The 25464-nt window shown below is 57.6% G+C and carries 26 protein-coding genes and 1 other annotated feature; of the genes, 3 read left to right on the forward strand and 23 right to left on the reverse strand.

The window, feature by feature from the left end:
* Nucleotides 1–71 precede the first annotated feature (71 nt).
* Complete coding sequence (locus tag C7445_RS07230; RefSeq protein WP_166669042.1) at nucleotides 72–1529, reverse strand: ComEC/Rec2 family competence protein; 1458 nt, start codon at nucleotides 1527–1529, stop codon at nucleotides 72–74.
* 131 nt (nucleotides 1530–1660) lie between these two features.
* Nucleotides 1661–2362: a ComEA family DNA-binding protein gene (locus tag C7445_RS07235; RefSeq protein ID WP_243835028.1), complete on the reverse strand. Its 702-nt coding sequence runs from the start codon at nucleotides 2360–2362 to the stop codon at nucleotides 1661–1663.
* A gap of 295 nt (nucleotides 2363–2657) precedes the next feature.
* Here C7445_RS07235 and mntR point away from each other — a divergent pair, with 295 nt between their 5' ends.
* The gene (gene mntR / locus C7445_RS07240; protein ID WP_208320861.1) at nucleotides 2658–3065 is read left to right on the forward strand and encodes a transcriptional regulator MntR; all 408 of its coding nucleotides are present in this window, start codon (nucleotides 2658–2660) and stop codon (nucleotides 3063–3065) included.
* Nucleotides 3066–3078: 13 nt separating this feature from the next.
* Here the strand turns inward: mntR and C7445_RS07245 are convergent, their stop codons facing one another.
* From C7445_RS07245 to C7445_RS07315, 15 genes are all read right to left on the reverse strand, one after another.
* Complete coding sequence (locus C7445_RS07245) at nucleotides 3079–3813, reverse strand: class I SAM-dependent DNA methyltransferase (RefSeq protein WP_134159409.1); 735 nt, start codon at nucleotides 3811–3813, stop codon at nucleotides 3079–3081.
* Nucleotides 3814–3818: 5 nt separating this feature from the next.
* Nucleotides 3819–4178, reverse strand: a complete 360-nt coding sequence (gene rsfS / locus C7445_RS07250; RefSeq protein WP_134159410.1) for a ribosome silencing factor — start codon at nucleotides 4176–4178, stop codon at nucleotides 3819–3821.
* A 32-nt stretch (nucleotides 4179–4210) separates the two neighbouring features.
* Complete coding sequence (gene yqeK / locus C7445_RS07255; RefSeq protein ID WP_243835029.1) at nucleotides 4211–4786, reverse strand: bis(5'-nucleosyl)-tetraphosphatase (symmetrical) YqeK; 576 nt, start codon at nucleotides 4784–4786, stop codon at nucleotides 4211–4213.
* Complete coding sequence (gene nadD / locus C7445_RS07260) at nucleotides 4767–5465, reverse strand: nicotinate (nicotinamide) nucleotide adenylyltransferase (protein WP_134159411.1); 699 nt, start codon at nucleotides 5463–5465, stop codon at nucleotides 4767–4769. Before nadD ends, yqeK begins: the two co-directional genes overlap by 20 nt.
* Nucleotides 5462–6307 carry a shikimate dehydrogenase family protein gene (locus C7445_RS07265; protein ID WP_134159412.1) on the reverse strand — a complete coding sequence of 282 codons (846 nt, stop codon included), beginning with the start codon at nucleotides 6305–6307 and terminating at the stop codon, nucleotides 5462–5464. Before C7445_RS07265 ends, nadD begins: the two co-directional genes overlap by 4 nt.
* A complete protein-coding gene (gene yqeH / locus C7445_RS07270; protein ID WP_134159413.1) occupies nucleotides 6304–7506 on the reverse strand; it encodes a ribosome biogenesis GTPase YqeH in 1203 nt (400 codons plus the stop codon). The genes C7445_RS07265 and yqeH overlap by 4 nt, the downstream gene beginning before the upstream one ends.
* Complete coding sequence (locus C7445_RS07275) at nucleotides 7496–8026, reverse strand: YqeG family HAD IIIA-type phosphatase (RefSeq protein ID WP_243835030.1); 531 nt, start codon at nucleotides 8024–8026, stop codon at nucleotides 7496–7498. Before C7445_RS07275 ends, yqeH begins: the two co-directional genes overlap by 11 nt.
* A gap of 168 nt (nucleotides 8027–8194) precedes the next feature.
* Nucleotides 8195–8914, reverse strand: a complete 720-nt coding sequence (gene sigK / locus C7445_RS07280; RefSeq protein WP_134159450.1) for an RNA polymerase sporulation sigma factor SigK — start codon at nucleotides 8912–8914, stop codon at nucleotides 8195–8197.
* Nucleotides 8915–9013: 99 nt separating this feature from the next.
* Nucleotides 9014–10213, reverse strand: coding sequence for a sensor histidine kinase (locus tag C7445_RS07285; protein WP_166669043.1), 1200 nt, complete (start codon nucleotides 10211–10213; stop codon nucleotides 9014–9016).
* Nucleotides 10210–11694, reverse strand: coding sequence for a penicillin-binding transpeptidase domain-containing protein (locus C7445_RS07290; protein WP_134159415.1), 1485 nt, complete (start codon nucleotides 11692–11694; stop codon nucleotides 10210–10212). Before C7445_RS07290 ends, C7445_RS07285 begins: the two co-directional genes overlap by 4 nt.
* 101 nt (nucleotides 11695–11795) lie before the next feature.
* On the reverse strand, nucleotides 11796–12878 hold the full coding sequence (gene mltG, locus C7445_RS07295) for an endolytic transglycosylase MltG (protein WP_134159416.1): 1083 nt from the start codon (nucleotides 12876–12878) through the stop codon (nucleotides 11796–11798).
* Nucleotides 12879–12912: 34 nt separating this feature from the next.
* Nucleotides 12913–13341 carry a Holliday junction resolvase RuvX gene (gene ruvX / locus C7445_RS07300; RefSeq protein WP_243835031.1) on the reverse strand — a complete coding sequence of 143 codons (429 nt, stop codon included), beginning with the start codon at nucleotides 13339–13341 and terminating at the stop codon, nucleotides 12913–12915.
* Entirely contained in the window at nucleotides 13304–13582 is a 279-nt protein-coding gene (locus C7445_RS07305) for an IreB family regulatory phosphoprotein (RefSeq protein ID WP_424922992.1), read from the reverse strand. The genes ruvX and C7445_RS07305 overlap by 38 nt, the downstream gene beginning before the upstream one ends.
* A 59-nt stretch (nucleotides 13583–13641) precedes the next feature.
* Complete coding sequence (gene alaS / locus C7445_RS07310; RefSeq protein WP_134159417.1) at nucleotides 13642–16281, reverse strand: alanine--tRNA ligase; 2640 nt, start codon at nucleotides 16279–16281, stop codon at nucleotides 13642–13644.
* Between the two features lie 72 nt (nucleotides 16282–16353).
* Nucleotides 16354–16566 (reverse strand) — a binding site (T-box leader).
* A gap of 38 nt (nucleotides 16567–16604) precedes the next feature.
* Nucleotides 16605–17672 carry an AI-2E family transporter gene (locus C7445_RS07315; RefSeq protein WP_243835032.1) on the reverse strand — a complete coding sequence of 356 codons (1068 nt, stop codon included), beginning with the start codon at nucleotides 17670–17672 and terminating at the stop codon, nucleotides 16605–16607.
* A 168-nt stretch (nucleotides 17673–17840) separates the two neighbouring features.
* Between C7445_RS07315 and crcB (C7445_RS07320) the strand changes: the two genes are divergently transcribed.
* The gene (crcB, locus tag C7445_RS07320; protein ID WP_424922993.1) at nucleotides 17841–18224 is read left to right on the forward strand and encodes a fluoride efflux transporter CrcB; all 384 of its coding nucleotides are present in this window, start codon (nucleotides 17841–17843) and stop codon (nucleotides 18222–18224) included.
* A gap of 21 nt (nucleotides 18225–18245) precedes the next feature.
* Nucleotides 18246–18629 carry a fluoride efflux transporter CrcB gene (gene crcB, locus C7445_RS07325; protein WP_243835038.1) on the forward strand — a complete coding sequence of 128 codons (384 nt, stop codon included), beginning with the start codon at nucleotides 18246–18248 and terminating at the stop codon, nucleotides 18627–18629.
* Nucleotides 18630–18681: 52 nt separating this feature from the next.
* Here the strand turns inward: crcB (C7445_RS07325) and C7445_RS07330 are convergent, their stop codons facing one another.
* The 6 genes from C7445_RS07330 to hisS all read right to left on the reverse strand — a co-directional run bounded on the left by C7445_RS07330 (nucleotide 18682) and on the right by hisS (nucleotide 25163).
* Nucleotides 18682–18870 carry a hypothetical protein gene (locus tag C7445_RS07330; RefSeq protein ID WP_134159420.1) on the reverse strand — a complete coding sequence of 63 codons (189 nt, stop codon included), beginning with the start codon at nucleotides 18868–18870 and terminating at the stop codon, nucleotides 18682–18684.
* Nucleotides 18871–19099: 229 nt separating this feature from the next.
* Complete coding sequence (locus C7445_RS07335) at nucleotides 19100–20245, reverse strand: cysteine desulfurase family protein (protein ID WP_134159421.1); 1146 nt, start codon at nucleotides 20243–20245, stop codon at nucleotides 19100–19102.
* Between the two features lie 34 nt (nucleotides 20246–20279).
* Nucleotides 20280–20690 carry a cysteine metabolism transcriptional regulator CymR gene (gene cymR, locus C7445_RS07340; protein WP_134159422.1) on the reverse strand — a complete coding sequence of 137 codons (411 nt, stop codon included), beginning with the start codon at nucleotides 20688–20690 and terminating at the stop codon, nucleotides 20280–20282.
* Nucleotides 20687–21967 carry a replication-associated recombination protein A gene (locus tag C7445_RS07345; RefSeq protein ID WP_134159423.1) on the reverse strand — a complete coding sequence of 427 codons (1281 nt, stop codon included), beginning with the start codon at nucleotides 21965–21967 and terminating at the stop codon, nucleotides 20687–20689. The genes cymR and C7445_RS07345 overlap by 4 nt, the downstream gene beginning before the upstream one ends.
* A 131-nt stretch (nucleotides 21968–22098) precedes the next feature.
* Nucleotides 22099–23904: an aspartate--tRNA ligase gene (aspS, locus tag C7445_RS07350; RefSeq protein WP_424922994.1), complete on the reverse strand. Its 1806-nt coding sequence runs from the start codon at nucleotides 23902–23904 to the stop codon at nucleotides 22099–22101.
* Nucleotides 23898–25163 (reverse strand): histidine--tRNA ligase, encoded by a 1266-nt coding sequence (gene hisS / locus C7445_RS07355; protein ID WP_134159424.1) that lies wholly within the window; start codon nucleotides 25161–25163, stop codon nucleotides 23898–23900. Before hisS ends, aspS begins: the two co-directional genes overlap by 7 nt.
* Nucleotides 25164–25464: the final 301 nt, after the last annotated feature.

Raw genomic sequence — 25464 nt, forward strand, 5'->3', positions numbered from 1 at the left:
CTTGAATTCTGTTGCCCGATTGTCCGATCCGGCACATGACAAGACCGAACATCTTCCAACGCAAAATCATATCATATCGTTTGTCGATTTACACGGCTCTCTATGCGCAATCTGCGATTCACGATGTGGGGCAAGTGCAGGCGCCTGCACCCTGCCATCGCGATCACGTAGGCCAAGGCAGCCGGAAAAGGTAATGCGGGCATGTGAACGAGACTCCATTTCCAATGGGCGATGGCCTGCACCACCGTTGTGACAAACGATACGACATCTGTATCCAGACAGCCGCATGCATGAGCGAGATCGAACAAGACAGAATGCTGTACAAATGGACCGGCGCACAACGAGAGGGCCGCCCAAATCACGGTCAGTGGCAGTAACAAACTGGCGACAGGTTCCAACACCGTCGTCGCGATTGCACTGTACGGTGTCCATTGGCCGAACATCCACCACACGATGGGCAACAGATACGCGTCCACAACCACGCTGGTCGCAATGGAGTGGAACAAGATGAGCAACAGCCGTTTGAGCACGCCAGGGCATGACCGCCACTGCCACTTGTAGTTGGGATCTTGCGTCCGGGTGTGCGGCGTCTCGATCAAGTCTGCGGCTTCGCACACGGCGAAGGTCGCAAACATGGACAGCAAGGTGCTCGGCTCCGCCATGTCTGCAGGCAGGGATACCGCGAACAACAGACAAGACGCTGTCAGCGTGACGCCCCCGCCGACCGACCTTCCCAGCCAGTTTGCCAAGATGCCGTACGATGCGGCAAAGGCTGCGCGGACAATGGACAGTGCACCACCGCACAGCGCGACGAAAATCCAAATCACAGCAAGTGCATACACGCATCGTCCTGTTTTTTGCCAGCGACCTGCCCCGCCCACCGCGAATCGCCATGGAACCAGTGCCAGGCGAAGTGCAAACGCGACATTGGCGCCACTTGCAGCGAGTAGATGAGCCACTCCCGCCGCCAAAAACGCAGATTGCGTGGCATTTGCGATGGGTGCTGACCGTCCGATGACGATGGAAGCGGCCAACGCTGCATTCGCGTCCTGCGCAGTGGAAACCGTCTGCTGCATCGCCGCGAGCGCTGCGTTGCTCGCGTTCGTAAACCAGCCTTGCCCCGTTTGCAGGGGATACGCCTTGCCTTGAAACAGCCAAAGTGGAGCGAGCACGTCGAGCGCACTCTTGTTCTTCGCAGTCGACACAACATAGATGCCCTCGACCCGCACCGACTGGCCCGCCTGCCAAACTGTAGAGCTCGGAACCAGCGCAAGTATGTGAAAACGACAAGGATGTTGCGGAACTCCTTCCTTCGTTACCTCTAGCAACAATTCCGTGTCCCTTGGTTTCTGGGTGACGCTTTGGATCACGCCTGCGACCATGGTATATTCACCTGGCTGAGCCGCGGGACGGCCGGGACAGATGCGAGCGTATAGCAGACCATAGCCGGAAGCGGCCAACGCCACCGCGGACGTACACAGCACAAACCTCCAGTTGCCCACCTGGCGTCGACGCCATAGAAGAAACAACCCAAATGCCCCTCCAACACCGGCGGAGCAACTTGCGACCAACATGACCTGCAGGCAGGTGGTGCAACGATACGACAACCATTCCACCATCATCCACAACCATGCAACGCTACATGCAGCTACAGATCGCTTCAAGGGCCGCTCACGGCTCCACCCACTGGCGATCCACCGCCAAAGCTCACCAGGTTCCTCCATTTCGCCAAGGTTTTCGGGCCGATCCCGCGTACCTGTCCAAGGCTCTGCAAATCGGCAAAGGGACCGTGCGCCGTGCGGTAGGCAATGATCTCTGACGCACGCTTTGCCCCGACGCCAGGCAGTGTTTCTAAAGTCGCTGCATCGGCGGTATTGACGTCAATTCGCATGGACGTTGACGAAGGCAATGCCCCAGACCCTTGTTGTTGGGAGAGAGATGGGCCTTGTCCTGATCCATTTGTTGTTGCACTGGACAGGACATCGATTTCTTCACCATCCCACAGCAACGCGGCCTCATTCACCGTCGCCGCGTCCGCAGCATGAAGAAAGCCCCCCGCCGCGCGGATAGCATCGCCAACTCGCGCTGTCGACAAAACCTGGACGACCCCAGGATGACGTACATCGCCGTGGACATCGACCTCGATCGTGCCGGGCTCTTCATCACCCGCACCAATTGCCGCGTTGTCAACGCCTCCGCGGGCTGTTGCGGATGTCCCATACATTTGTGTGCCAGGGCTCGACGCTGTGTCCGAGTTCGTGCCGTGTCCAAAGAAGACACCGACGCCTGCAGCGACCAGCGCGACCATCACCACAGCGACAAGCCGCCACCACCTGCCCACCGGCCGCAAACGAACATCCATGCCCCCCTCCTCACCATGTATGTTTGTGTGGTGTAGCGGCTCCGGCTCGACGAGCCAGAGATGGCGATGTTGCATATCCATCCCTCCGTAAAATCATTTCTTACATGGATGGATCATCATTCTCGCCGGAGGTTTCATTCGCCTGTTGCCGGGACACTAGATTCCTTCAAACTTTGAAGAACAGAGCGAATGCATGCGAATATGCTGGCGTAGGAAACCATTTGCCGGAGTTTCGATTTGTCGTGTAGAATCATGGGTGACCGCATTGGAGGTATCCTGTTTGCTTACACCCAGCATGGAAGACTATTTGGAGAAAATCTATGAACTGATCCTCGAAAAAGGGTACGCACGCGTGTCCGACATTGCGAACTCCCTTGCCGTACAGCCCAGCTCCGTAACCAAGATGTTACAGAAACTGGATGAGAATAAGTACGTCAGCTATGAAAAATACAGGGGCATTGTGCTAACCGCCCGTGGCCATAAGATGGGACGACTCATGAAGGAACGGCATGCGATGTTGGCCGAGTTTCTGCGCATGCTCGGCGTTGCAGAGGAGACTTTGCAGAAGGACGTCGAAGGCATCGAACACCACGTCAGTCCCAAGACACTTGAATCTCTTCAAGCACTCGTTATCTTTTTCCAGGAAAATCCTGACGCGCTGGCCGCATTTCTCGCGTTTCAGGCGGGCGGCGATAAGTCCTGACACATCATCATCTCTATGGCCGGGCCGCCACGCACACGATTCTATCCGCGTCCTCCACAGATTGTCTTCCGAAATCCCCCGCTGTCTCAATCAGCTTCAACCCGGCTGCGGCCAGGGCCTCTTGCACCTGCGAAAGGGGAAAGTAACGTTGGCGATGACGCTCTTCGATCCGCCGGTACAATGGTTCACCGACAGCCTCGCGCACGCGGGCAAACGCCACAACTTCGTGCAATATCCACTCGCCTTGCACGTCCGTTTCGTGGAGCAGAGCGACATCGTCATCAACTTGGTGCCAGTATCCATGTTGCAGAACATGTAGCCTAGCCGGGCCGATCACATCAAACGCAAAGACGCCGCCTCTGCGCAATGCATTGGCAACCGCATGAAACGCTCGGCGCAAGTCTTCTTCGCAAGTCAAATAGTTCAACACATCGCACGAAGCGACGGCGAGATCGACTGGACGGGGAAGCCGCAAGTCGCGGATATCCTGCGTCAACCAGACAATGCGCGCTCCTGCGGCCATCGCCCGCTCCTGAGCAATACTCAGCATGGCTTCAGATTGATCGATCCCGATGCACCACCGGGCTTGACGGCCCAATTCGACCGTTAAAACACCGGTTCCGCAGCCGATATCCGCGATGTCGATGCTGTGCAGAGAATACCTGTCTTCTAAAAACGCCTGCCACTCTGCGTAAGGCGCATCCGCCATGAGCGCGTCATAGACATCTGCAAACGCGTCGTACAGCACAGCGATCAACCGTTCGACGTTTCGAGCGGCAGTACTTCTGCATCGCCCCAAAGCCGTTCAATGTGATAAAACTCGCGCTCTTCCGGCCGAAACACATGCACAACCACATCCCCAAAATCGAGCAGGACCCACCGCGCTTCCTCCAGGCCCTCGACCCCTTTACAAGCGACGCCAAGTTCGCCTAAATCGTCGCGAATGGCACGCGTCACCGCTTCCACCTGAGGCCGCGACGTCGCCGAGCAAATGACGAAATAGTCGGCCATTGGTGTCAGGGCCTGCACGTTCATAACGAGAACGTCAGTCGCCTTTTTGTCCTGTGCCGCCGTCGCTGCGCGACGGGCGACTTGCTCGATTGTCTGCTGCATGCACATGCCTCCTCAAGCATTGACCATCATGTTTACGCTCCCCGCTCGAGAAGCGAATTGCGTGCCGCTACCGCCAGTAAACCGAGAGGGCGGCCGGTGGCAATCAAGTAAGTCATCGTGTTGTCGAGGCTTGCGCGCGCCGCATTTGCCAGTCCGGCTTCCAGCGCCGCGCGCACGGTCTCAACGCCTGGGTACGAGCGATTCGGTTCGACGGCATCTGCGACGAACAGCACGAGATCGAGATCTGTCATGTCTGGTCTGCCTGTCGTGTGGTACCGTACCGCATCGAGAATCTCTTCATCATCAATTTGATACGTTTGCTTTCCAATATGCGCAGCAACCGGTCCGTGTAACAGCAAAGGTACGGTGAGCCATTCGTCGGGCAGCGACATGGCGTGCTCTTTCACATAGCGCAGCAACCGCTCTTTCGACCATTCGCGCGCAAAGTCATGTAGCCAGGCCGCTATCTCGGCTTTGCTTGGTGAAACGCCGAAGCGATTGGCCAAATCCCGCGCAGTTTGCACAACGCCTTCAACGTGGCGAAAACGAACGTCAGACAGTTGTCTTCGCAAATCCTGCAGCAAACGCTCAAGCTTGATTTCCGCCATCCTTCGCCACTCCATTCGATCCCCGCCACCAAACACCGAGCACGCGCTCAGGAACCAATTCACACGTATCTTGCCCATGATCCAAGCGCTGGCGCAACCATGTCGACGATACGTCTAACAAAGGCATTTCGATCACGCCAACCTGCAAGCTTGGCAACGCGCCTCGTACCGCCGCGACGGTCTCTGCGACCGGATATCCTGCGCGCGCCGCTACGACAATCGGAATCAGGCTGCACAGTTCCGTTGCCCCGTTCCATGTCGGCAGGTGGGCCAGACTGTCGGCACCCAGCAAAAACATAAAGTCGACGTCCGGGTACCATTGTTTACACGCCTTCACCGTATCGATCGTGTAAGATGGCCGCGGCAGTCTCGCTTCCAGCGGCATGGTGCGCAAGTGCGGCCTGCCACGCAGCAAGGCCGAAACCATGGCGACGCGCCAAGCAAACGTGTCATCCGCAATGTCCGCTTTGTGCGGTGGACTCGGAGCAGGTAGAAACCAAACTTCGTCGACACCCGTTTGCTCATATGCCAGTTGGGCCATTGTCAGATGTCCCACATGCGGCGGATCGAACGTACCGCCAAAGAGCAACACCCTCTTGGCCGACGTCGCAGGCAGGGGGTCCGCTTGCGAACCATGAAAGTCGCTTTCAGTATACCACACCCCGTTTTCACGGTTCATGGAGCCGCCCGCTCCTTATTCAGAGTGCCATACACCGCATCCGCCATCACCTGTGCCGGAGCCTTTCGCGAAAGCCACCATTCATATGCATCGACACCCTGCCAGAGTAACATGGAAGCGCCGTCGACGACCGTCGCCCCCGCTGCCTTCGCCATCTTCAGAAACGCAGTCTCGAGCGGCCGATAAACGATATCCTGAACCAGTTGCCCGGGTCTGAACACCTCAGGATCGTCAATCGGAGACGCATCGGCGTTGGGCCACATGCCAAGCGGCGTACACTGAATCACGGCATGGGCATCGCCCACCGCCTGATGCCGATCCGCCCACGGCACATGGCGCAAGTGCAACCGGTTGCCGAATTGCTTGTCCAACTGCAAAACCGCTTCTGCACGCCGCGCGGCAATTCCGACGTCTGCACTGGGACGATGGATGGAAAGTGAGGCGAGAATGGCCTGCACACTGCCGCCAGCGCCAAGAATGACGACGCGTAAGGGCTCTGCCGGCATCGCGTGTTCGACGGATCGCCACCAACCACTGACGTCCGTATTGTGGCCGATCGCGCCGGAGCCGGTGAAACGGACGACGTTGACTGCTTGCACAAGTTCCGCCTCTCGCGTACGCTCAGAGACCCAGGCAAAAGCTCCAAGTTTGTGCGGAATCGTCACATTCACACCGACGGCACCAAGCGCTTTTAGGCCGCGCAACGCGTCATCCAAGTCTTCAGATTCGACGCGAAAGGGCACGTAGATCGCGTCGATGCCATCGGCCGCAAAGGCCGCATTCATCATAGCGGGCGATAAGGAATGGGCAACGGGGTTACCCAATACCCCGAACAGTTTCATCGTTCCTCTCCCCTTTGTACGCCCGTTTCCACACGCCGTGACAAATCACCCACGAGGCGCGGCCGCAAGCTCGGCCGAAGCCAATCCGGTAACGTCAACACGCCGTCAAACAAGCGTCCAGACAGTGCAATCCAGCCAAGCCCCGGGATCACGATGTCGCTGCCCCGACCTGAGATGGCTAGGCTACCTCGCACCACCTGTTCGCCGCGGCGGACGCGCTGCAGCCGAATGCTGCTGCGAACCGCGAAATCCGGGCGGCAAGTGGAGCATGGAACGTGCAGGATATCGTCCTGATGTCGTTCCCAAATCTCGTCGGCTCGAGAGAGCTTGGTACGATGAACCGGTAAGTCGTTCGCAACATACAGGACGACCGGCTGCCTTTCTCCCCGGGTGAAATCCAACCGCGCGATCCCCCCCAAAAACAGGGACTGCTCAGGATTCAGCTGATACACGCGCGGCCGCAAGCGGCTTTGCGGCACGACGACGCGTAAGCAGTCGGCACAGAGCCGCTCGATTGCGCGCGCTTCGTGAATGAGCCCTGGCGTATCGTATAATTCGATTCTCCCGTACCGACCTGCGATTTCGAGCCTTGACAGAGCCAACGTCGTCCCCGGGCGACGCGACACCGTATATGGCGCCTTTTTGTCGCTCAGCCTGCTGGCGATGGCATTGAGCAGGGTCGATTTGCCCGTATTCGCCATCCCGACCACATACACCGGCCGCTCCGTCTCCCACTCGACGAGCTGGAGCACCTGCTCCATCCCAATCTGTTTTTCAGCGCTGACGAACAACACATCGCTCACCGGCACGCGAGTGCGCTCCACCTGTTCACGAATCCACTCCGCAAGACGCGTGTACTGCACGCGTTCTGGCAGCAGATCGACCTTATTGACAACGACCACAACTTCGCTCGTCAATACAAAACGGGCGAGGTTGGGGACGAGACTCCCAGCGAGATCGAACACGTCAACCACATAGAGAACGAGACCCGGTCGATCGAAAATCTGGGATACCTGCGCCTGATACGTCGATTCATCGACGGTCACCGGCAAAAATTCGCCATAGTGACGGATCCGAAAGCACCGCTTGCACAGCGCATCCGGCTTTCCGATGGCACTTGCAGGCACGTAACCAGGCTTGTCCTCGTCGCTGCTTTGCAGGGGCGCACCACATCCAAGGCAAATCGCTTCATCGACCATCTTTCGACCTCCCGTCGCTTACCATATGTGGCCGCTTAAGTCCACGGCCGTAGAGCATCATCAAGGCAACGCGCTCGGCCATGCGCACTACTTTCGTACCCCACCACTCTTGCGGATCCAGCGGCAGGACTAAAATAGTGTACATACCAAGCCGATTGGCTCCTTGTATATCGGTAAATAACTGATCCCCAACCATCACGGCCGCATCGGCTGGGAGTTGAAACCGCTCCAAAGCAGCGCGAAAACCTGCCGATTTCGGCTTTCTCGCGCCAGCCACGGCAGGCAACCCCGAGGCCCGGGCAAAAGCCTCGACCCGCGCCTCGCCGTTGTTCGAGACAATGCAGACATGAAAGCCCCTGGCATGCGCCATCTGCAACCAATCTGCGAGCTCCTCTGGCACCTGCGGATGGTTCCAGGGTACCAACGTATTGTCGAGATCGGTCAAAATGAGACGCTTTCCACGATTCCAAAGGCCATCCAAGTCGATTTCGTAAATGGAACGCACGTACTCGTCCGGCATCAGCCGAGACAAAACTCCCACATTTCTCACCCAATTCCAAGGCCGTTCACTTATGACGGTAAGACATGATAGCATAGCCGCCGTAAAAAGCATAGTTTGCAAAACAGCCAAACCGTCTACTTGGGTTCTCTGGGCCCGTATAGACAGCTTGGCTGCAAACGCACTCGTTTACACGGGTGAATCGGGCTGCGAGGCCTTGGCATTGCGCATGTTTTCGTACAACTTGCCAAGTGCGCGATGTTCGATACGCGATACGTAACTGCGAGAGATCCCTAATTCTTTTGCGATTTCCCGTTGTGTGCGCTCTTCACCGTCAGGAAGGCCGAAGCGCTTGCACAAAACCTCTCGCTCACGCGCGGGCAGCATCGGCAGACATTCGTACATCTTTTGCCTCTCCCATGACAGGTCGACAGTGTCGATGACTTCGTCGGGATCGGAACCCAATAAGTCGGCCAACGTCATCTCGTTACCGTCCTTGTCGGTGCCGATGGGATCCGACAACAACGCGTCGCGGCGGTGTTTTTTTGTGCTTCGCAAATACATCAGGATCTCGTTCTCGATACAACGCGCAGCATAAGTCGCCAACTTCGTACCTTTGTCGGCACTGTAACTTTCCACAGCCTTGATGAGCCCGATGGTGCCAATCGATATGAGGTCTTCCTGGTCTTCACCCGATGTTTCGTACTTTTTAGCCAAGTGTGCGACCAAGCGCAGGTTGTGTTCGATGAGCAAGTTACGAGCAGTTGTGTCGCCCTGTGCATGGCGGGCAATGGCGTCCCGCTCCTCGTCGGCGGACAAAGGCTGTGGAAACGCGCCATTTTTTACATAGGAGACAAAGAGGGAAACATCTTTGAGCACGAGCGCGAGCAGCGTCAAAATTCCAGACAGAACGCCCACCTCCTGTCGACCGTTGTCGAGTGTGACGCTGCTAACTGTATGCGGGCTGGACAGAATTTCTGCTACAGCACGATATGAATGCGCACTACATCACTGCGCGGCCATCGGCAGAACAACCGTCGCGTGCATGCCGTGATCGCCCGCCACAGCCAATGTCAAACTCCCGCCGAGCGACAGGCAGCGCTCCCGTATCGAACGTATGCCAAATCCCTCCTGAAGGCTGGACACATCGGTCAACACGCCATCATCCGTAACCTCGAGTGTGACGATGCCGCTGTCGTGGGACAAGCGCACGTCGATCCGGCGTGCTTGCGCATGTTGGGCCGCATTGGTCAACAATTCTTGCAAGGCGCGGTAGAGTGTCGCAGTGATACTTGGCGGCAGTTCGTCAATGGCGGACGGTATGTCCAGTGTGCATGCAATCTGAAACGACCGTTCAAAACGCGCCACCAAGGTTCGCAGCAATCCAGCATCCACGGTGTCTTCCCCGGCCATCGAAGCATCTATGGCACTGACCGTGCTCCTGAGTTCCGAAAGTGCCTGACGAGCAGCCGCTAGCGCCTCATCGCACAGCTTTGCCGCATCCTCGAACCTGTCCCCGCAGGCGGCCGTGCGCATCGCCTCCAATTGCGCGATCAGCGACGTCAATCGGTATCCGGTACCGTCATGCATGTCCCGCACTACCCGCAACCGCTCGATAACTTCCGCTTGGCGTACCGCTGTTTCCGTCTCCCTCGCCAACACGGCGTACGCGTTGACAAGATGCTCGTGCTCGCGGCGCCGTAGCGCTCCGGCGCGCACGCCAAAGAAAAGCACGACAAGTCCAAACCCTTCGACAGCCGCCGAAATCGGCGACATGCCGCTCGTCAGCACAACAATCAGGCTCACCAAGGCGTATAACACCGTCAACAGCGGATCGATCACGTCCATCATCGAGGCGAGCCAGCCTAAAAGCGGCCATAGAGCGTCTGTCGCATGATGTAATGGTTGGTCTCCAAACACCACCAACGCCGCAGCAAGTGCCAGCGCCACGCCTGTCACCCAGGGGGCCCACCGGCGGCGGCGCCGATCGGCCAAGCCGAGAATCATCGCGCATTGTCCGAAAATCAGGACATCGTATAAAATGCGCAGGACCAGCGAACCGTGTGCAAGCGGCAAGTAGACAATGAGCATCACGATTGCGCCAACCAGCCGCCGGATCCAAAACCCGATGTCGCGACCGCCCCATCGCCGCGACTTCTCTGCAACCATTATCTCTCGTACACGCGAAAATCCGAACCGTGGTTTCATGACTTCATCATAGCAGAAGCTGGTTGTGCCAACCATGCCTTGGCGATTGTCAATAGATCGCGGTGCGCCTGCCCACTCGGCTCGTCCGCCACCGCGATAGCAAATGCTGACGAAGGGCAGCCTCCCACGATGCGATAGCCGACCACCCAGGCATTGACGCGACCGCCTGCCAGTTCGGCGGTGCCACTCTTCGCCGCGATCGAATACGTGTGCAACGCGTACAGCGTTCCCCGCGGATCGTGCACCGCACGCCACATGGCTTGTCCGATCACGGCCGCCGTATAGCGGCCGCAGGCTCGTTCCGCGGGCGGTACGGCCATTGGCAGCCAGCGCCCGCCTGTACGCCACCCGAGCACGAGCCGCGCAGGTCTATACTCGCCGCCAGAGGCCAGGGTTGCCGCCAACACTGCACCAGCGAGTGGCGTCATGCGCACGTCCTCCTGGCCAATTGCGGTATTGGCCAAAAGCCCAGCATCATCGCCACTGCGACGAAACACGATGCCACGCTGCGCCTCGGGAATGGTGGCTTGTCCGGCGAAAACAGGTGCCAGACCTGTGGACGGCAGCCCGAACCGATGAGCGGATTTCTCTATTGCTGTGCGGCCCAGGCGAACGCCCAGCTCGGCAAAGGTCACATCGCATGACTGGGCGATGGCGTCCGCGATCGAAAGCTCCCCATGCACACGCCAGCAGCGCATGGCGACGTGCGGAAGATGAACGACGCCATCACACATAAACCGCTCCTTCGACCATGTGACATGCGTGTCGAGAGCCGCCGCCGCAATCACCAGTTTGAAGACGGAGCCCGGCGCGATCGCCGTGAGAGCATCACTTTCAACGCCGTGCGCCGCGGAGGCCACGACCAAAGCATCTCGATGACGCAAGTCGATCTCGACAATGCTCGCATGCCGCATCCCGCGATCGCGCAGGATTTCCTCCGCCCGCGTTTGCAGACGGGAATCGATGGTCGTCACAATATCGGCACCGCGCCTCGGCAATAAGCCGTACCCACCCAGGGAGCCAAATGCAGGCTGCGTGCGGCCGTCCGCCATGGCCAACTGGCCAACGAGCGCCGGGCGGCGAGATCGCAGAACGGGATCCAAGGCCTGTTCGAGCCCGCCGCGTCCCACCTCCGGTACGACCAACTGTGGGTCAGGCCAGACGTCTGGCTTCCCGACACGGCCTACCAGTTCTGGCGCCAAGCCGACGCCACGCTGTACCGACTCATTTGCCGGCGACCACGGGGTGCCATCGCGAAACCGAATCTGGCCGCGACCATCCGCCACCATCTCCGTGCGAAAGTGTTCCAAGTCGATTCGCCAACGCTGCCCGCGGATGTTCGACTCGACGCCACTGCCCAACCGCAAACACGCCATCACCGCAACCAACTTCGCAGAAAGGCCCAGGATGGCCACCAGCCATATCCCGTGAATGAACAAAAGCCGGCGTTTGGTCGCCGGCATATCGCTCCATCTCTGCATAACATCGCCTCACGCGTGAAGGACGCTAAAGGAAACCTCCACCGATTGGTTTTACCATATCCAGCAGGAGCATGCGTTATGTGATCATTTCTCTGGAAACATTACGAGTGTGCGCGCTTCACATTCTGCTCAGCCAACATTTCATTGTGCAATTGCTGCGCATAGGTCTGTGCAAAATAGTGTTCACCGCTGCCATCTTCCTTCGCAACATAATACAGATACTGCGTGTGCGCGGGATGCAGCACAGCCTCAATGCTGGCCAGGCCAGGACTGCAAATCGGCCCGGGCGGCAAGCCAGCCACCAAATACGTGTTATACGCATTTTTCGCGTCCAAAATATCCGCATCGGTCACCACCGCGAGATGATGCCCGATCGCGTAGTCAACCGTCGCGTCGATTTGCAATCGCATGTGCAACTTCAGTCGATTGTCGATCACGCTCGCAATCAGCGGTCTCTCCTGCGCGACCTCGGCCTCGTTTTCGATGAGCGACGCTTCCGTGACCACCTGGTTCAAGGACAACCCGCTTGCCTGCATCAACTTGAGGTTTGCAGGTGTGAGCACACGTGACGCGAAGTCGTTTAACATTTCGTTGACGATGTCCTTCGGATTTTCACCGCGAAGGAACTGATAGGTATCTGGAAACAAGTAACCTTCGAGCCGATAGCGGACCTGCTTGCGGCCATCGAGTCTCTGCAGAAACGGTTGCGTAAAGTCGTTGCTCTGCACCGCCCGTAAAAACGATTGTGCAGAGCAGACGCCGTCTCTCTGAAGCGTTGCCGCAATGTCGGCAATGTCGTAGCCCTCCGGGATGGTGACATCCACCGCCGCGGAAACGACGTCGCCACCCGACAGCTTAGCGAACATCTGCGGAACGCCCATGTCCGGGGACAGCGCGTATGTCCCTGCTTGAATGGCGAGGGCGCCGTGTAAGCGCCCATACAGTGAAAACGCCGCTGCGCTGCGCACCAACCCACGTGCGGCCAAATCCCTGCCCACAGCTCCGACGCTTTCCCCTCGATTCACCACGACTTTCATAAGAGACGTGCGCTCCGACACCGGAGCCAAACTCGTGCGATACCAGCCCACGACCATGCAGACCACAAGTACAACCAACATCACGAGCGCCAGAGCGATTCGACGCAATCGCTTGTCCAACCGACTCTGGCGCGCCTCTTTTGCCATCGTTTCACCTTCCGTCTAACCGGAGCGAAATCCCTTAGCGGTGTGCGTCCAGATAGTGCTGCAATAGAATCGTCGCCGCCACCGCGTCAATCACATTGCGCCGACGCTTCCGGCGCACATCTCCTTCCAACAAAGCACGCTCAGCACTGACGGTTGTCAGCCGCTCATCAAAGAGTTCCACCGGTACGTTCAGCCGTGCGCCCAACTGCATGGCGAATGCTGCGGCTCGCTGTGACTTTTCGCCTGCTTCCCCTTTCATCGTGATGGGGTTGCCCACGATAATCCGTTCCACGCCATGCTGCGCGACCAGCCCTGTGATGACATCGACAACCTGCTCATCCGTCTCGCGCTGAATGACGGTCAGCGCCGACGCGATAAGCCCTGTCGGATCCGACAGGGCTATCCCGACGCGCCGCTCGCCATAGTCAACGGCCAGCGTCCGCATCGCCGTGAAGTGCGGCATAGGCCCGCACCAGTTCTTCAATCAAGTCGTCTCGTTCGATCCGCCGAATCGTGTTGCGCGCATCCAAGTGGCTTGTGATGTATGCGGGATCTCCGGAAATCAGGTAGCCGGCAATCTGGTAAATCGGATTATAGCCCTTTTCCTTCAAAGCGCGATACGCCACCTGAAAAGCGTGACGCGCCTCGGCGTTTTCCGATTTCGTCTCAAACCGCATCGTGCTGTCAAAATCCTGGTTTGTCAAAGCCCGCACCTCGCTCGAGCGTCAGCCGACGCAAGAATAGCTTCGTCCCTTAGTTCGGCTCAGACCGCCCGATCTCCTGCGACGGCCTCCACAATTTCCGCAACTTTTTCGATCGCAGCACCTAATTTTTCGGGATCGCGTCCGCCCGCTTGCGCCATATCCGGGCGGCCACCACCACCCCCGCCGGCAATGGACGCAACCTGTTTGACGATTTGCCCGGCATGGAAGCCCTTCTCCTGAAGGTCCTTGGAAACCGAAGCCACAAATTGAACTTTCTCATTGTGCACGGAACCGAGGACAACCATGTATGTTTCGCGGCCGACGCGCAACTCGTCAACCAGTTGGCGCAAGCCTTCCATATCGACATCCTTGATGGCCGCCCGAATCACCGGCACACCGGAAATCATCTCTTGCCGCTTTGCCAGTTCGGCGACCCGGCCGTGGTTGAGACGAGCCTTCGCTGATTCCAGTTCTCTTTCGAGCACTCGCGCCTCTTCGAGCACGCGGCTGACGCGATCGACCACCGTCGTCGGGGTCGCTTTCACGATTTGGGCGATCTCACGCAACTCGGCGTCGCGTTCCCTTGCCACAGCATAGGCGTGCCGGCCTGTCACCGCTTCGATGCGCCGCGTTCCACTGCCGATGCCGGTCTCCGATACGATGAGGAACTGGCCAATCAATCCCGTTCGCTCGACGTGACAGCCGCCGCACAACTCGATGCTCTCGCCGGCTTGCACGACGCGCACGCGCTTGCCGTATTTCTCGCCGAAAAGCGCCATCGCGCCGAGCGACTTGGCATCGTCGATATCCATTTCGCGAATGACGACATGGTGATCGCGCCAGATCGCATCATTGACATGCGCCTCGACCTTGGCCAGTTCCTCGTCCGTGAGGGGCCCAAAGTGGGAAAAGTCAAAGCGCAGCCGCTCTGGTTCGACGAGCGATCCAGCCTGTGCGACGTGCGTGCCCAGAATCTCTCGCAAAGCTTTGTGCAACAGGTGTGTCGCCGTGTGATTCTTCACCGTGTCGCGACGCAACTCTGCATCGACATGGGCGCGCACGGCGTCTCCCTGATGCAACGACCCGTCGATGACACGAATGGTCATCACGTTCTGCCCGTGCGGCGCCTTACGCACATCGACGACTTGTGCCCGCCCACTCGCGCTGACGATCTCGCCGCGATCCGCGACTTGTCCGCCGCTTTCGGCGTAAAATGGCGTCACGTCGAGAACGACCTGCGCCTCGCTGCCGACGCTCACCCCATCGACGCGCTCGCCATCTTGAACAAGCGCGACGATCTCCGCGTCGACGGTCAACTCCTCGTAGCCCACAAATTTCGATGGCTGATCGATACTCTCAAGTGCGCCGCGCTGACTCTGCATACCTTCCGCCACCTGACGCGCCTGGCGCGCACGCGTCCGCTGCGCCTCCAGTTGCGCGTCAAAACCTTCGCGATCGACCGTAAAGCCCGACTCCTTGGCGATTTCAATCGTCAAATCGATCGGAAACCCATATGTGTCATACAGGCGAAATGCGTCAGCCCCGGCGATCACCGTCTCATGTTTGGCGCTGAGTTCTGCCATCAACTCGGACAGCAAAGCCTCGCCCCCGCTAAGCGTTTCGTGGAAACGCTCTTCTTCTGTGCGCACGACACGCTCAATCAGGCTTCGCTTCTCGCGAATCTCGGGGTAATCTTCGCCCATGATCTGATCGACGACCGCGACGAGTTGATACATGAACGGCTTCTCAATACCGAGACGTCGACCGCTGCGAACCGCACGGCGGAGCAAGCGGCGGATGATGTAGCTGCGGCCTTCGTTGCCTGGCAACACGCCGTCGCCGATGGCAAACGTCACCGTGCGCAGGTGATCCGCGACAATTTTGAAGTGGATATCGTCCTCGTCTGACTCACCGTAGCGCCGACCCGCAATCTCGCCTGTACGATCGATGATGGGGCGGAACAGATCGGTTTCGAAGTTGTTCGCGACGCCTTGTAAAAGGGAGGCGAGGCGTTCCAGGCCAGAGCCGGTATCGATGTTCCGCTTGGGAAGTGGCGTGTACTCTCCGTCCGCACCCTTGTTGAACTGTGTAAACACCAAGTTCCAGATTTCCAAGAAGCGATCGCAGTCGCAACCGGGCTTACAATCCGCTGCTCCGCAACCGAACGCGGCACCGCGATCGTAAAAGATTTCCGAACACGGACCGCACGGCCCCTCGCCGATTTCCCAAAAGTTATCCTCCGCGCCACGATAGATGCGATTTTCCGGCAGACCAACCTGGCGGTGCCAGATGTCAAAGGCTTCGTCGTCTTCGACGTGAATGGTCACCGAAATGCGCTCAGGTTCCATCTCGAGCACCTGCGTAAGAAACTCCCATGCCCAGGTGATGGCCTCTTTCTTGAAGTAATCACCAAACGAAAAGTTTCCAAGCATCTCAAAGAAGGTCTGGTGGCGAGCCGTATGCCCCACTTCTTCGATATCGTTGGTGCGGATGCACTTTTGTGCGTCGACAATGCGCGGAATCTCGGGGATTTCGCGACCATCGAAATAAGGTTTCAGCGGCGCCATGCCCGCATTGATCCACAAAAGTGTCGGATCGTCGTGCGGCACAAGGCTGAAACTTGGCAGCACCTGATGCCCACGCGCTGCGAAAAACGATTGAAATGCGCGGCGAATCTGTTGTCCAGTCAGCGATTTCATAGAGAACACGTCCTCCCTCGACTTTCTCGTTTGTAGCAGAAAATTGAGAAGATCGCAAAAAGCCCCCGTCCCCTCAGGGACGGGAGCTGTTTTTCACCCGCGGTACCACCCTGGTTACAAGCTGAGAGCTTGTCCCTCTTCGCGGTAACGGGCGTACCCGGCATGCGTTTGTCAGCATGCGCTTGGAAGTAGCTTCGGCCGGCCACACGGGGCGGCTCGCACCTGATGCCCGCCCTCTCTGAACGAGTGGAACTTCGACGTACTCAGCTTCCGCATCGCTTTGTCGATTTTTGATTCTATCGGTCGCGTGCGCTGCTGTCAATTCACTTGGGTATGCGGGATCGCCGTTCATCCGCAAAACTTGACCAAACAACCTTGAGCACGGCCAGTGTGGGCACCGCGAGGATGAGTCCGACCACCCCGGCGAGTTCGCCGCCTATCAAGAGAGCTGCGACGATGGCCATCGGGTGCAATTTTAACGTTCTTCCCATAATTTGCGGCGAAATTAGGTTACCTTCACATTGCTGAACCGCAATGTTGACGATCACGACCTTGATCAAAAGCGCAGGGCTGACTGTCAGTGCGATGATGACGGCCGGTGCGATGCCGATAATTGGACCAAGGTACGGGATGATGTCAGCGATAGCCAAAAACAGCGCGAGCAAGAGCGCGTACGGCATACCGATAATCAAATAGCCGATGAACGCCAGAATGCCTATCGCCAACATCACAAGAAACTGGCCGCGGATGTATCCGCCAAGGGTCTGGTCGACGCCGTGAAGAATGATACGCACGCGGCGCTTGTAGCGAACGGGGGCCAAACCGACCATGGCCCGGCCGATGGCCTTGGCGTCCTTCAACATGTAAAACACGAGAAAGGGAACGATGAACGCCATGAAAATGGCGTTGATGGTGCTGCTGATGAACGAGAAGATACCCGTGGGCGCTGTTTCAAAGCGATGTTCAAGTTGCTGCAGAGCATTTTCGAGCCCCACGCGAACAGCGTTCGGAAGGTATTGCTTACGGCTGTTCACCATGTCCATCCAATGGCTGATTTGCGCCGTGATCGCAGGCAAACTGCTGACAAGCTGCGATATCTGACGCGAAATGACGGGCACGGCGTTGAGTACCGCAACCACCACCAAAATGGCGAAGGTGAAATAAATACAGAGAATCGCGGCGCTGCGCGGTACACGCCGACGATGCAGCAATTCGACGATTGGCTGGAGGATATAGCTGATGATAAGAGCCGCGAGAAATGGATAAAAGACCGTACTGATGACGGCCCAGATGTCCATAAAAAATCCCCGTAACAGGCCAAATAAATAGATGCACAAAAGCGTCGCCGCGACCGACAGGGCGACACGAAAATAGCGGCTGGTCGGCAACACCGAGCACCTCCGGGGATTGATCTGGCCATGTCTCACAAACCTGTGGACAAGGGCTTTACACAGTATATGCAACTGGGCGTTCCATCATTTGCTATATCACTCATTTGTTTCGAGATTCTATGAGGCTTGTGTATACTGAGGACAAGTTTACTGAGGATGGTGAGGTCGTTGCCGTATTTGGCCGTCGCCGCTGGGGGATTTGTCGGTGCCATATTGCGCTACATCATCAGCGAATGGGTAGGAACTTCCCACGGCTTCAACGTTGCCACGCTCCTTATCAACTGGGCGGGTTGCCTGGCGCTCGGATGGTTAAATACGATGACCAGTGAGCGGTTGCCCATCCACCCAAACATCAGGCTTGGCCTGGGCACAGGCCTCATCGGAGCATTCACGACGTTTTCCACGTTTACGGTCGATGCGTGGAAACTCTATCAGGTCGGGCAGGTTGGCCTTGCATATCTCTACATACTGCTATCTGTCGGCGGCGGTTTGATGTTCAGCTATGCAGGATATCGAATGGCGGACGGCATGTTTCGCACCCGCGCTCGCTAGGAGGATCGCGACTTGACATATATGACCATGCTATGGGTCGGCATCGGCGGCATAGTGGGAGCCCTGCTGCGCTACCAGGTCTCGCGCGTCATCAACGCTCGGACAAGCTCGCCATTTCCTTGGGCGACCCTCGCCATCAATCTGAGCGGCTCGTGGCTTCTGGGATGGCTGACAAGTCACATTCACAAAGTCGTACCTACCTTCCACAACATCCCGATGCTGTTGCTGGGAGTTGGGTTGTGCGGCGCCTATACGACGTTTTCCACCTTTTCATACGAAGCGATTAGCCTATTTCGCGCTCGTCAAGAGATCCTGTCCCTCACCTATGTGGCGATATCCTGCCTAGGTGGGTTGGCGTTATCGGCCATGGGCTTGTACGGATTGCCACACAGCCACCCATCGTGAAAAAGGACGGCCTCCACGCCGCCCTTTTTGTATCTACCTATACGCAATCGGCTCAAGCGCCGGTTCCAAATTCCAATGCGTTAGACGAATGCTCGACTACGATCAGCGAACCGTCCTCGGCCACCTCGTAGACGCGGACTTCATCACCAGACACGTTAAACTCCGCGAAGCAACTCCAGCAATAGTACTGATTTGCACCAATTTTACCGATATCCCGGCTTGTGCAACTCGGACACCGCATTCCTAGGTCCCCCCTTCTCGCAAATGGAAGGCGCACCTCGGCTACGCCATCGTTCTCGTTGGATATCATTCCTCAATTGATCAATAGCTTTCCCATGATGGATATTTACAAAACCAAATTTCCAATTGCGAAATATATACCGAACGAGATTCCTGGTCAATCGTACGCCTATGGTGGTACGTTTGCAATGCAGAAATTGGTTAACCGAGCCCTAGCGGCTTACAAAATGTCACGAAATTGTGAAACGTGAACGAATCAATTGGACGCAGTCCTTTACGACACGAGCGGCCTGTTCCACTTCTTCCATGGTATTTTGCCAACTGAAACTGAAACGGACCGCTTCGCGGACATGTTCGTCCAATCGGCACGCCTGAATGACATGACTTGGTTCCAAACTCCCCGCGGTACAGGCCGATCCCGCAGATGCCATGACGCCTTCAAGGTCAAGACGCATCAGTAAAACATCGTTCCGCACCCCAGCAAAGGCCACATTCAAAATCGACGGCGCAGCGTCCGGCGGACTTAACCGATGCACGCCAGGCTCATCTGCCAAGGACGCCCAGAATGCATCGCGCAAAGCAGCCAGGTGTGCGACGTGATCGGCAAATCGATCGCGCAGGGCGTCAACGGCCGCCGCAAACCCAATCGCACCAGCGACGTTCTCCGTCCCCCCGCGCCGCTTCAACTCCTGGTTGCCCCCATAGAGAATCGGTTGCCATGGCGTATGCTTGCGTACGTACAACAAGCCAATCCCCTTGGGACCATGAATTTTGTGTGCCGAAAACGTCGCCATGTCGAGATCGGACCGCGCCAATCCAATGCGTTGCACGGGTAAGGCTTGTACCATGTCGCTGTGAACGATGATTTGTGCATCGCGCCGCTTGACCAAACGAGCGATCTCGTCAACAGGCTCGACGGTGCCCAGCTCGTTGTTGACGGCCATTACCGTTACCAAGGCAGTGTCCGGTTGGAGAGCATGCACGACGTCCGCCGGATCGACAAAACCGCGCCGATCCACCGGAACCAGCGTTACCTTCGCGCCTAGCGATTCAAGAAAGGACAACGCATGCAATACCGCGTGATGCTCAACCGCGCTTGCGACAATGTGCTTGCGGTCTTGCTGCCTCGCCAAATAAGCACCGACGAGCGCAGCGTTGTCCGCTTCCGTACCACCGCTCGTGAAAATCAGATCACGCGGATCGCAATCGAGCCATTCGGCTATCGTGCGGCGAGCTCGTTCGACGGCTTGCCGGGCTTGTCTGCCGGCCTCATGGGTGCTCGATGGGTTGCCATAGATGGACGCAAGAAACGGTTCCATCGCCTTGCGAACAGCTTCCGCGATCGGAGTCGTCGCTGCATTGTCAAGATAAATCACGCGATCTCCTCCTTACAAGCAGACAGGCCATCCATCAAATGTAAAACATGTATCCGTGCTCTGACTGCCCGCGCATATCAACCAGATCTTGCAACGTTAAGGAATCCAACACCTCGTGAATGGCTTCTCGCAGACGCGTCCAGAGCACATCGAGTCCATCGTCGATATCTTCATCGACGATGGTAATCGGCCCCTCCAGGGCAAAGATGATATCCTTGACCACGATGTCGCGCGGATTGCGTGCGAGGACGTATCCGCCGTAGGCGCCTCGGATACTGCGGACAAAGCCGCCATTGCGCAGTGGAGCAATCAGTTGTTCCAAGTAATGTTCGGATAAATTCTGTCTTTCCGCAACCGACTTCAGTGAAATGGGTGCATCGGTCGACTGCTTTGCGAGATCGACCAGCAGCATGAGGCCATAGCGACCTTTTGTCGATATCTTCACGACTCGCCGTCTCCCTCCCGATAATACATGCGCGGTTCCACGCCAACGGGCCAATAATTTTGCTCCACGTGGTGACCGGGATAATCATGGGGATACAAATACCCAACACCATGCCCCAGCTTCTGTGCCCCGCTGTATCCTGTTCCCCGCAAGTGCGGCGGTACGACAAGTGGCATCCCCGCCTTGACGTCCGCAAGGGCTTCATTGATGGCCTTGTACGCGGCGTTCGATTTGGGCGCCGTCGCCAGATACGTCGTCACCTGCGCCAAGATAATCCGCGCCTCTGGCATACCGATGGCCATGGCGGCCTGCCAGCCGCTCACCGCCAAGGTCAGGGCATAAGGATCGGCATTGCCGATATCCTCTGCAGCCAAAATCATCAAGCGGCGGGCGATGAATGCCGGATCCTCTCCGCCCGCCAGCATTTTTGCCAGCCACAAGACAGCGGCATCCGGATCTGAACCGCGAACCGACTTGATGAAAGCAGAGATCGTATCGTAGTGCTCATCTCCCGATTTATCGTAACGCACGCCGCCAGCCGACTGCAGGGCGTGCTCGACCTGTTCGAGACCGACATGCGTCTGTCCATCTTCGCCGATAGGCGCCGCAAACACCGCCAGTTCAAGCAGGTTTAGGGCCCGCCGGGCATCGCCGCCCGCCTGTAGACATATCGCTCGGCGCGCGTCGGCAGCAAGCTCCACGTGCATGCGGCCGAGTCCGCGATCGTGATCGCGACAGGCGCGATCCAGCAAAACCCCAATTTCCTCGACCGTGAGCGGTTCCAGGTGAAACACGTGCGATCGCGACACCAAGGCAGAGTTCACTTCAAAGTATGGATTCTCTGTCGTCGCCCCAACCAAAATCAACAAACCAGCTTCGACGTGTGGCAACAGTGCGTCTTGCTGGCTCTTATTAAAACGATGAATTTCATCGAGAAACAGCACCGTGCGCCGAGCGTACAACTCTCGCTGCTCTTTCGCCGTATCCACCGCCTTGCGAATGTCCGCAACCCCCGCCGTCACGGCGTTCAACTGCACAAAGCTGGCCTTCGTCTGGTGGGCAATGACCTGTGCCAATGTCGTCTTGCCTGTCCCTGGCGGGCCAAACAGAATGATGGATTGCATCCGATCCTGCTCGATCATCCGGCGCAAGAGTCCCCGCGGACCCACGATGTGCGAGTGGCCGACCACTTCGTCGAGCGAACTTGGCCGCATGCGATACGCAAGCGGCGCGGCATCGGCGCGATCCCGCTCGGACGCCATCGCGAACAGATCCATGGCATCGCCTCTCCTCTGGCGTAACCCAATCAATTCCTAGTCATCCACTCAGCTTTATACGATTATACAACGCAATGTCGCTTCCGTAAAATAGAAGGAGCAGGGCCGTCTGCCCTGCCCACTCCGTCTCCTTACCCGTGATGGCGCACACGCAAATGCAGCACTTTCAGTTGCTCTTCAGACACTTCCCCCGGTGCGTCCATCATCAGATCTGTACCGCTCGCCGTTTTCGGAAACGCAATGACGTCGCGCAGCGACTTGGCCCCCGCCAGCAGCATGATGATACGATCCAAGCCAAAGGCAATGCCGCCGTGCGGAGGCGTGCCGTACTCAAATGCGTTCAATAGGAAGCCAAACTTGTCGTACGCTTCCTCCTTCGTGAAGCCAAGCGCCGCAAACATCTGCTCTTGAATCTCCCGGCGGTAAATGCGCATCGAGCCGCCGCCGATCTCGAAGCCGTTGAGCACCATATCGTACGCCTGCGCCCTCACCTTGCCAGGATCTGTGCTCAGGAGCGGAATGTCTTCTTCGCGGGGCATTGTAAACGGATGGTGCTCGGCAACCCAGCGCTTCTCATCCTCGTCGTAGGACAGGAGCGGAAAATCGGTAATCCACAAAAATTTGTACACGTTCGGATCGGCAAGGCCAAGCGCCTGGCCGAAATGACCGCGCAACGCGCCAAGTGCAGGCAAAACCTGTTTGCGCGATCCAGCCCCAATCAGGATCAGGTCGCCAGGCTTTGCCTTGGCACAGTCCGCGATGGCCTGGAACTGCTCGTCTGTGAAAAATTTGCCGATGGACGAACGAAAACTTCCATCCTCGAGGACAGCGATGTACGCGAGGCCACCGAGTCCGTAGCCCTTCACAAAGTCGACGAGATCGTCCGTTTGCTTGCGGCTATACCCCGCACAGCCAGGCGCAACCAAGGCCTTGATGACCCCACCCTTGGCCAAGACGTCGGCAAACACCCGAAAGTCCGTTCCCGCAAGGACATCGGCGAGATCGACAAACGCCATGTCGAAACGCAAGTCTGGCTTATCCGATCCATACTTGTCCATCGCCTCGGCATAGGGAAGGCGCTGGAACGGCCGTGGCACTTCGACGCCAGCGACATCGCGCAGAACGTTCGCGACCATCTCCTCCATCATGTCTTGCAAAGCCGCCTGGGGCAAAAACGAGGTCTCAATGTCGAGCTGTGTAAATTCCGGCTGCCGGTCCGCCCGCAAGTCTTCGTCCCGAAAACAGCGTGCAATTTGGTAGTAACGTTCGAACCCCGACACCATCAGCAATTGCTTAAAAATTTGAGGCGATTGCGGCAGCGCGTAGAATTCGCCCGGCTGCAAGCGGCTGGGCACCAGGTAATCGCGTGCGCCTTCAGGTGTGCTCTTGGTCAAAATGGGCGTCTCGATCTCGAGAAAACCGTGATCGTCCAAGTACTGGCGAAACGCGCGGATGATGCGATGGCGTATCATCAGGATGTTTTGCATCTCTGGGCGCCGCAAATCTAGGTAACGGTGGCGCAAACGAACGGTCTCGTCGACCTCGACGCCATCCTGGATATAGAATGGTGGGTTTTTCGCCGTATTCTCGGTCACGATGTCACTGACCACGACTTCGATTTCACCGGTCGCAATTTTCGGATTGATGGTCTCCGCATCTCGCTTTTCCACCGTGCCCGATACGGCGATCACGAATTCGTTGCGCAGCTTGTCGGCCGCTTCCATCGCATGCTCCGGCGTACCGCGACCGCGATCGAACACGAGTTGAACAATTCCGGAGCGATCGCGCAAATCGACAAAGACGACGCTGCCAAAATCGCGCCGACGCTGAACCCAACCAGCCAGCACGACCGTTGTCCCCGTTGTCGCTGCCAGGGTGTCCTTCACCCAATGACTGCGTGTCAAACGATGTATCCCATGCTGCTCCACAATCACCACTCACTTCCTGCTTGTTCAATAGCATCTGCCAGTTCTGCAAACGGAATTTCGCGCTGCGCGCCTGTGGCGAGCTGTTTGACCGTCGCCTTTCCAGACGCCAGCTCGCTTTCACCAATGACGATGACGAATCGCGCTTGCAGCCGATCCGCCAGTTTAAACTGCGACTTTAAGCTGCGCCCCTGATAGTCGCGATCGGCTCGCAGCCCCAAGCGCCGCAACGACGTAAGCACAGCCATGGCCGTGTGTTCGGCGACCTGGTCGGCGACCGCCACAAACGCATCAAGCTCAACCGTGCGGCCAATTTGCACGTTTTGCGCTGCCAACACCGCGATCGCGCGTTCGATACCGCCGGCAAAGCCGATGCCAGGTGTCGACGGCCCGCCCAACTCCTCAACCAAGCCGTTGTAACGACCGCCCCCGGCGATGGTGGAGAATCCAGGTGTCGTGATCTCCCATGCCGTACGCGTGTAATAGTCGAGTCCGCGGACGAGGCTTTTTTCGATCTTGTACGGTACATCCATTGCCTCCAAATAGCCCTGTACCTGCTCAAAATGATCCTTGCACTCGCCGCAAAGGACGTCGACGATATAAGGGACGTTTGCCTCCCGCAAGACAGCCTGACACGACTCGTTCTTACAGTCGAACAAGCGCAACGGATTCTTTTCCAACCGTACCTGGCAATCACGGCACAACTCGTCGCGATGCGGCAATAGCCGTTCAATCATCTGCGCCCTGTGCACCGGCCGGCACACGCTGCACCCCACTGAATTCAGCTCGACGTTCAATTGTTTGAGACCAAGCCGTTGTAATACGGAGAGACTGAGCGCGATAACCTCGGCATCGACGGCTGGCAATTCCGACCCAAGCACTTCCGCGCCGTATTGATGAAACTGCCGAAGCCGCCCTTTCTGCGGTTTCTCATAGCGAAACATCGGGCCGATATAGTACAGCTTCGCCAATGCGCCGGTGCCGTACAGCTTGTTCTCGACAAACGCCCGCACTGCACCCGCTGTGCCCTCTGGCCGCAAAGTGACACTGCGATTGCCGCGATCGAGGAACGTATACATTTCTTTCGATACGATGTCCGTGGTTTCACCGACGCCGCGCTCAAACAACTCTGTGTGTTCAAAGATGGGGGTCCGGATTTCGCCGTAATTGGCCCTGTCCAGTACATCGCGTACCGCGCTTTCAAGCGCCTGCCAGACTTCCACTTCTCCTGGCAGGAGATCGACGGTGCCGCGGGGACGTTGGATCTCCATGAGGCATTCTCCTTTTCAAAGTACATCTGCGATGATGCCGTGAGTTGTGGCCGCGGAATGAAAAAACGCCCTTTCGTCGATGCCGGTAGATACCGGCAGGGACGAAAGAGCGCTTCCGCGGTGCCACCCTGCTTGAACGAGACGTTCCACCTCAACGGCATAACGCGCCGACGACGCGCGGCTACAAAAAGCAGCTCGCGTTTTCAGAAGCCGTCTTTCCAAACGCAGGCTGGAGTCGCTTGCAGCCGCGGCGCACTCTCTCTGGAACAGCCCAAACCGCCTGTACTCTGCTTCCTCATCA

The sequence above is a fragment of the Alicyclobacillus sacchari genome (assembly GCF_004366795.1).
GTDB lineage: Bacteria > Bacillota > Bacilli > Alicyclobacillales > Alicyclobacillaceae > Alicyclobacillus > Alicyclobacillus sacchari.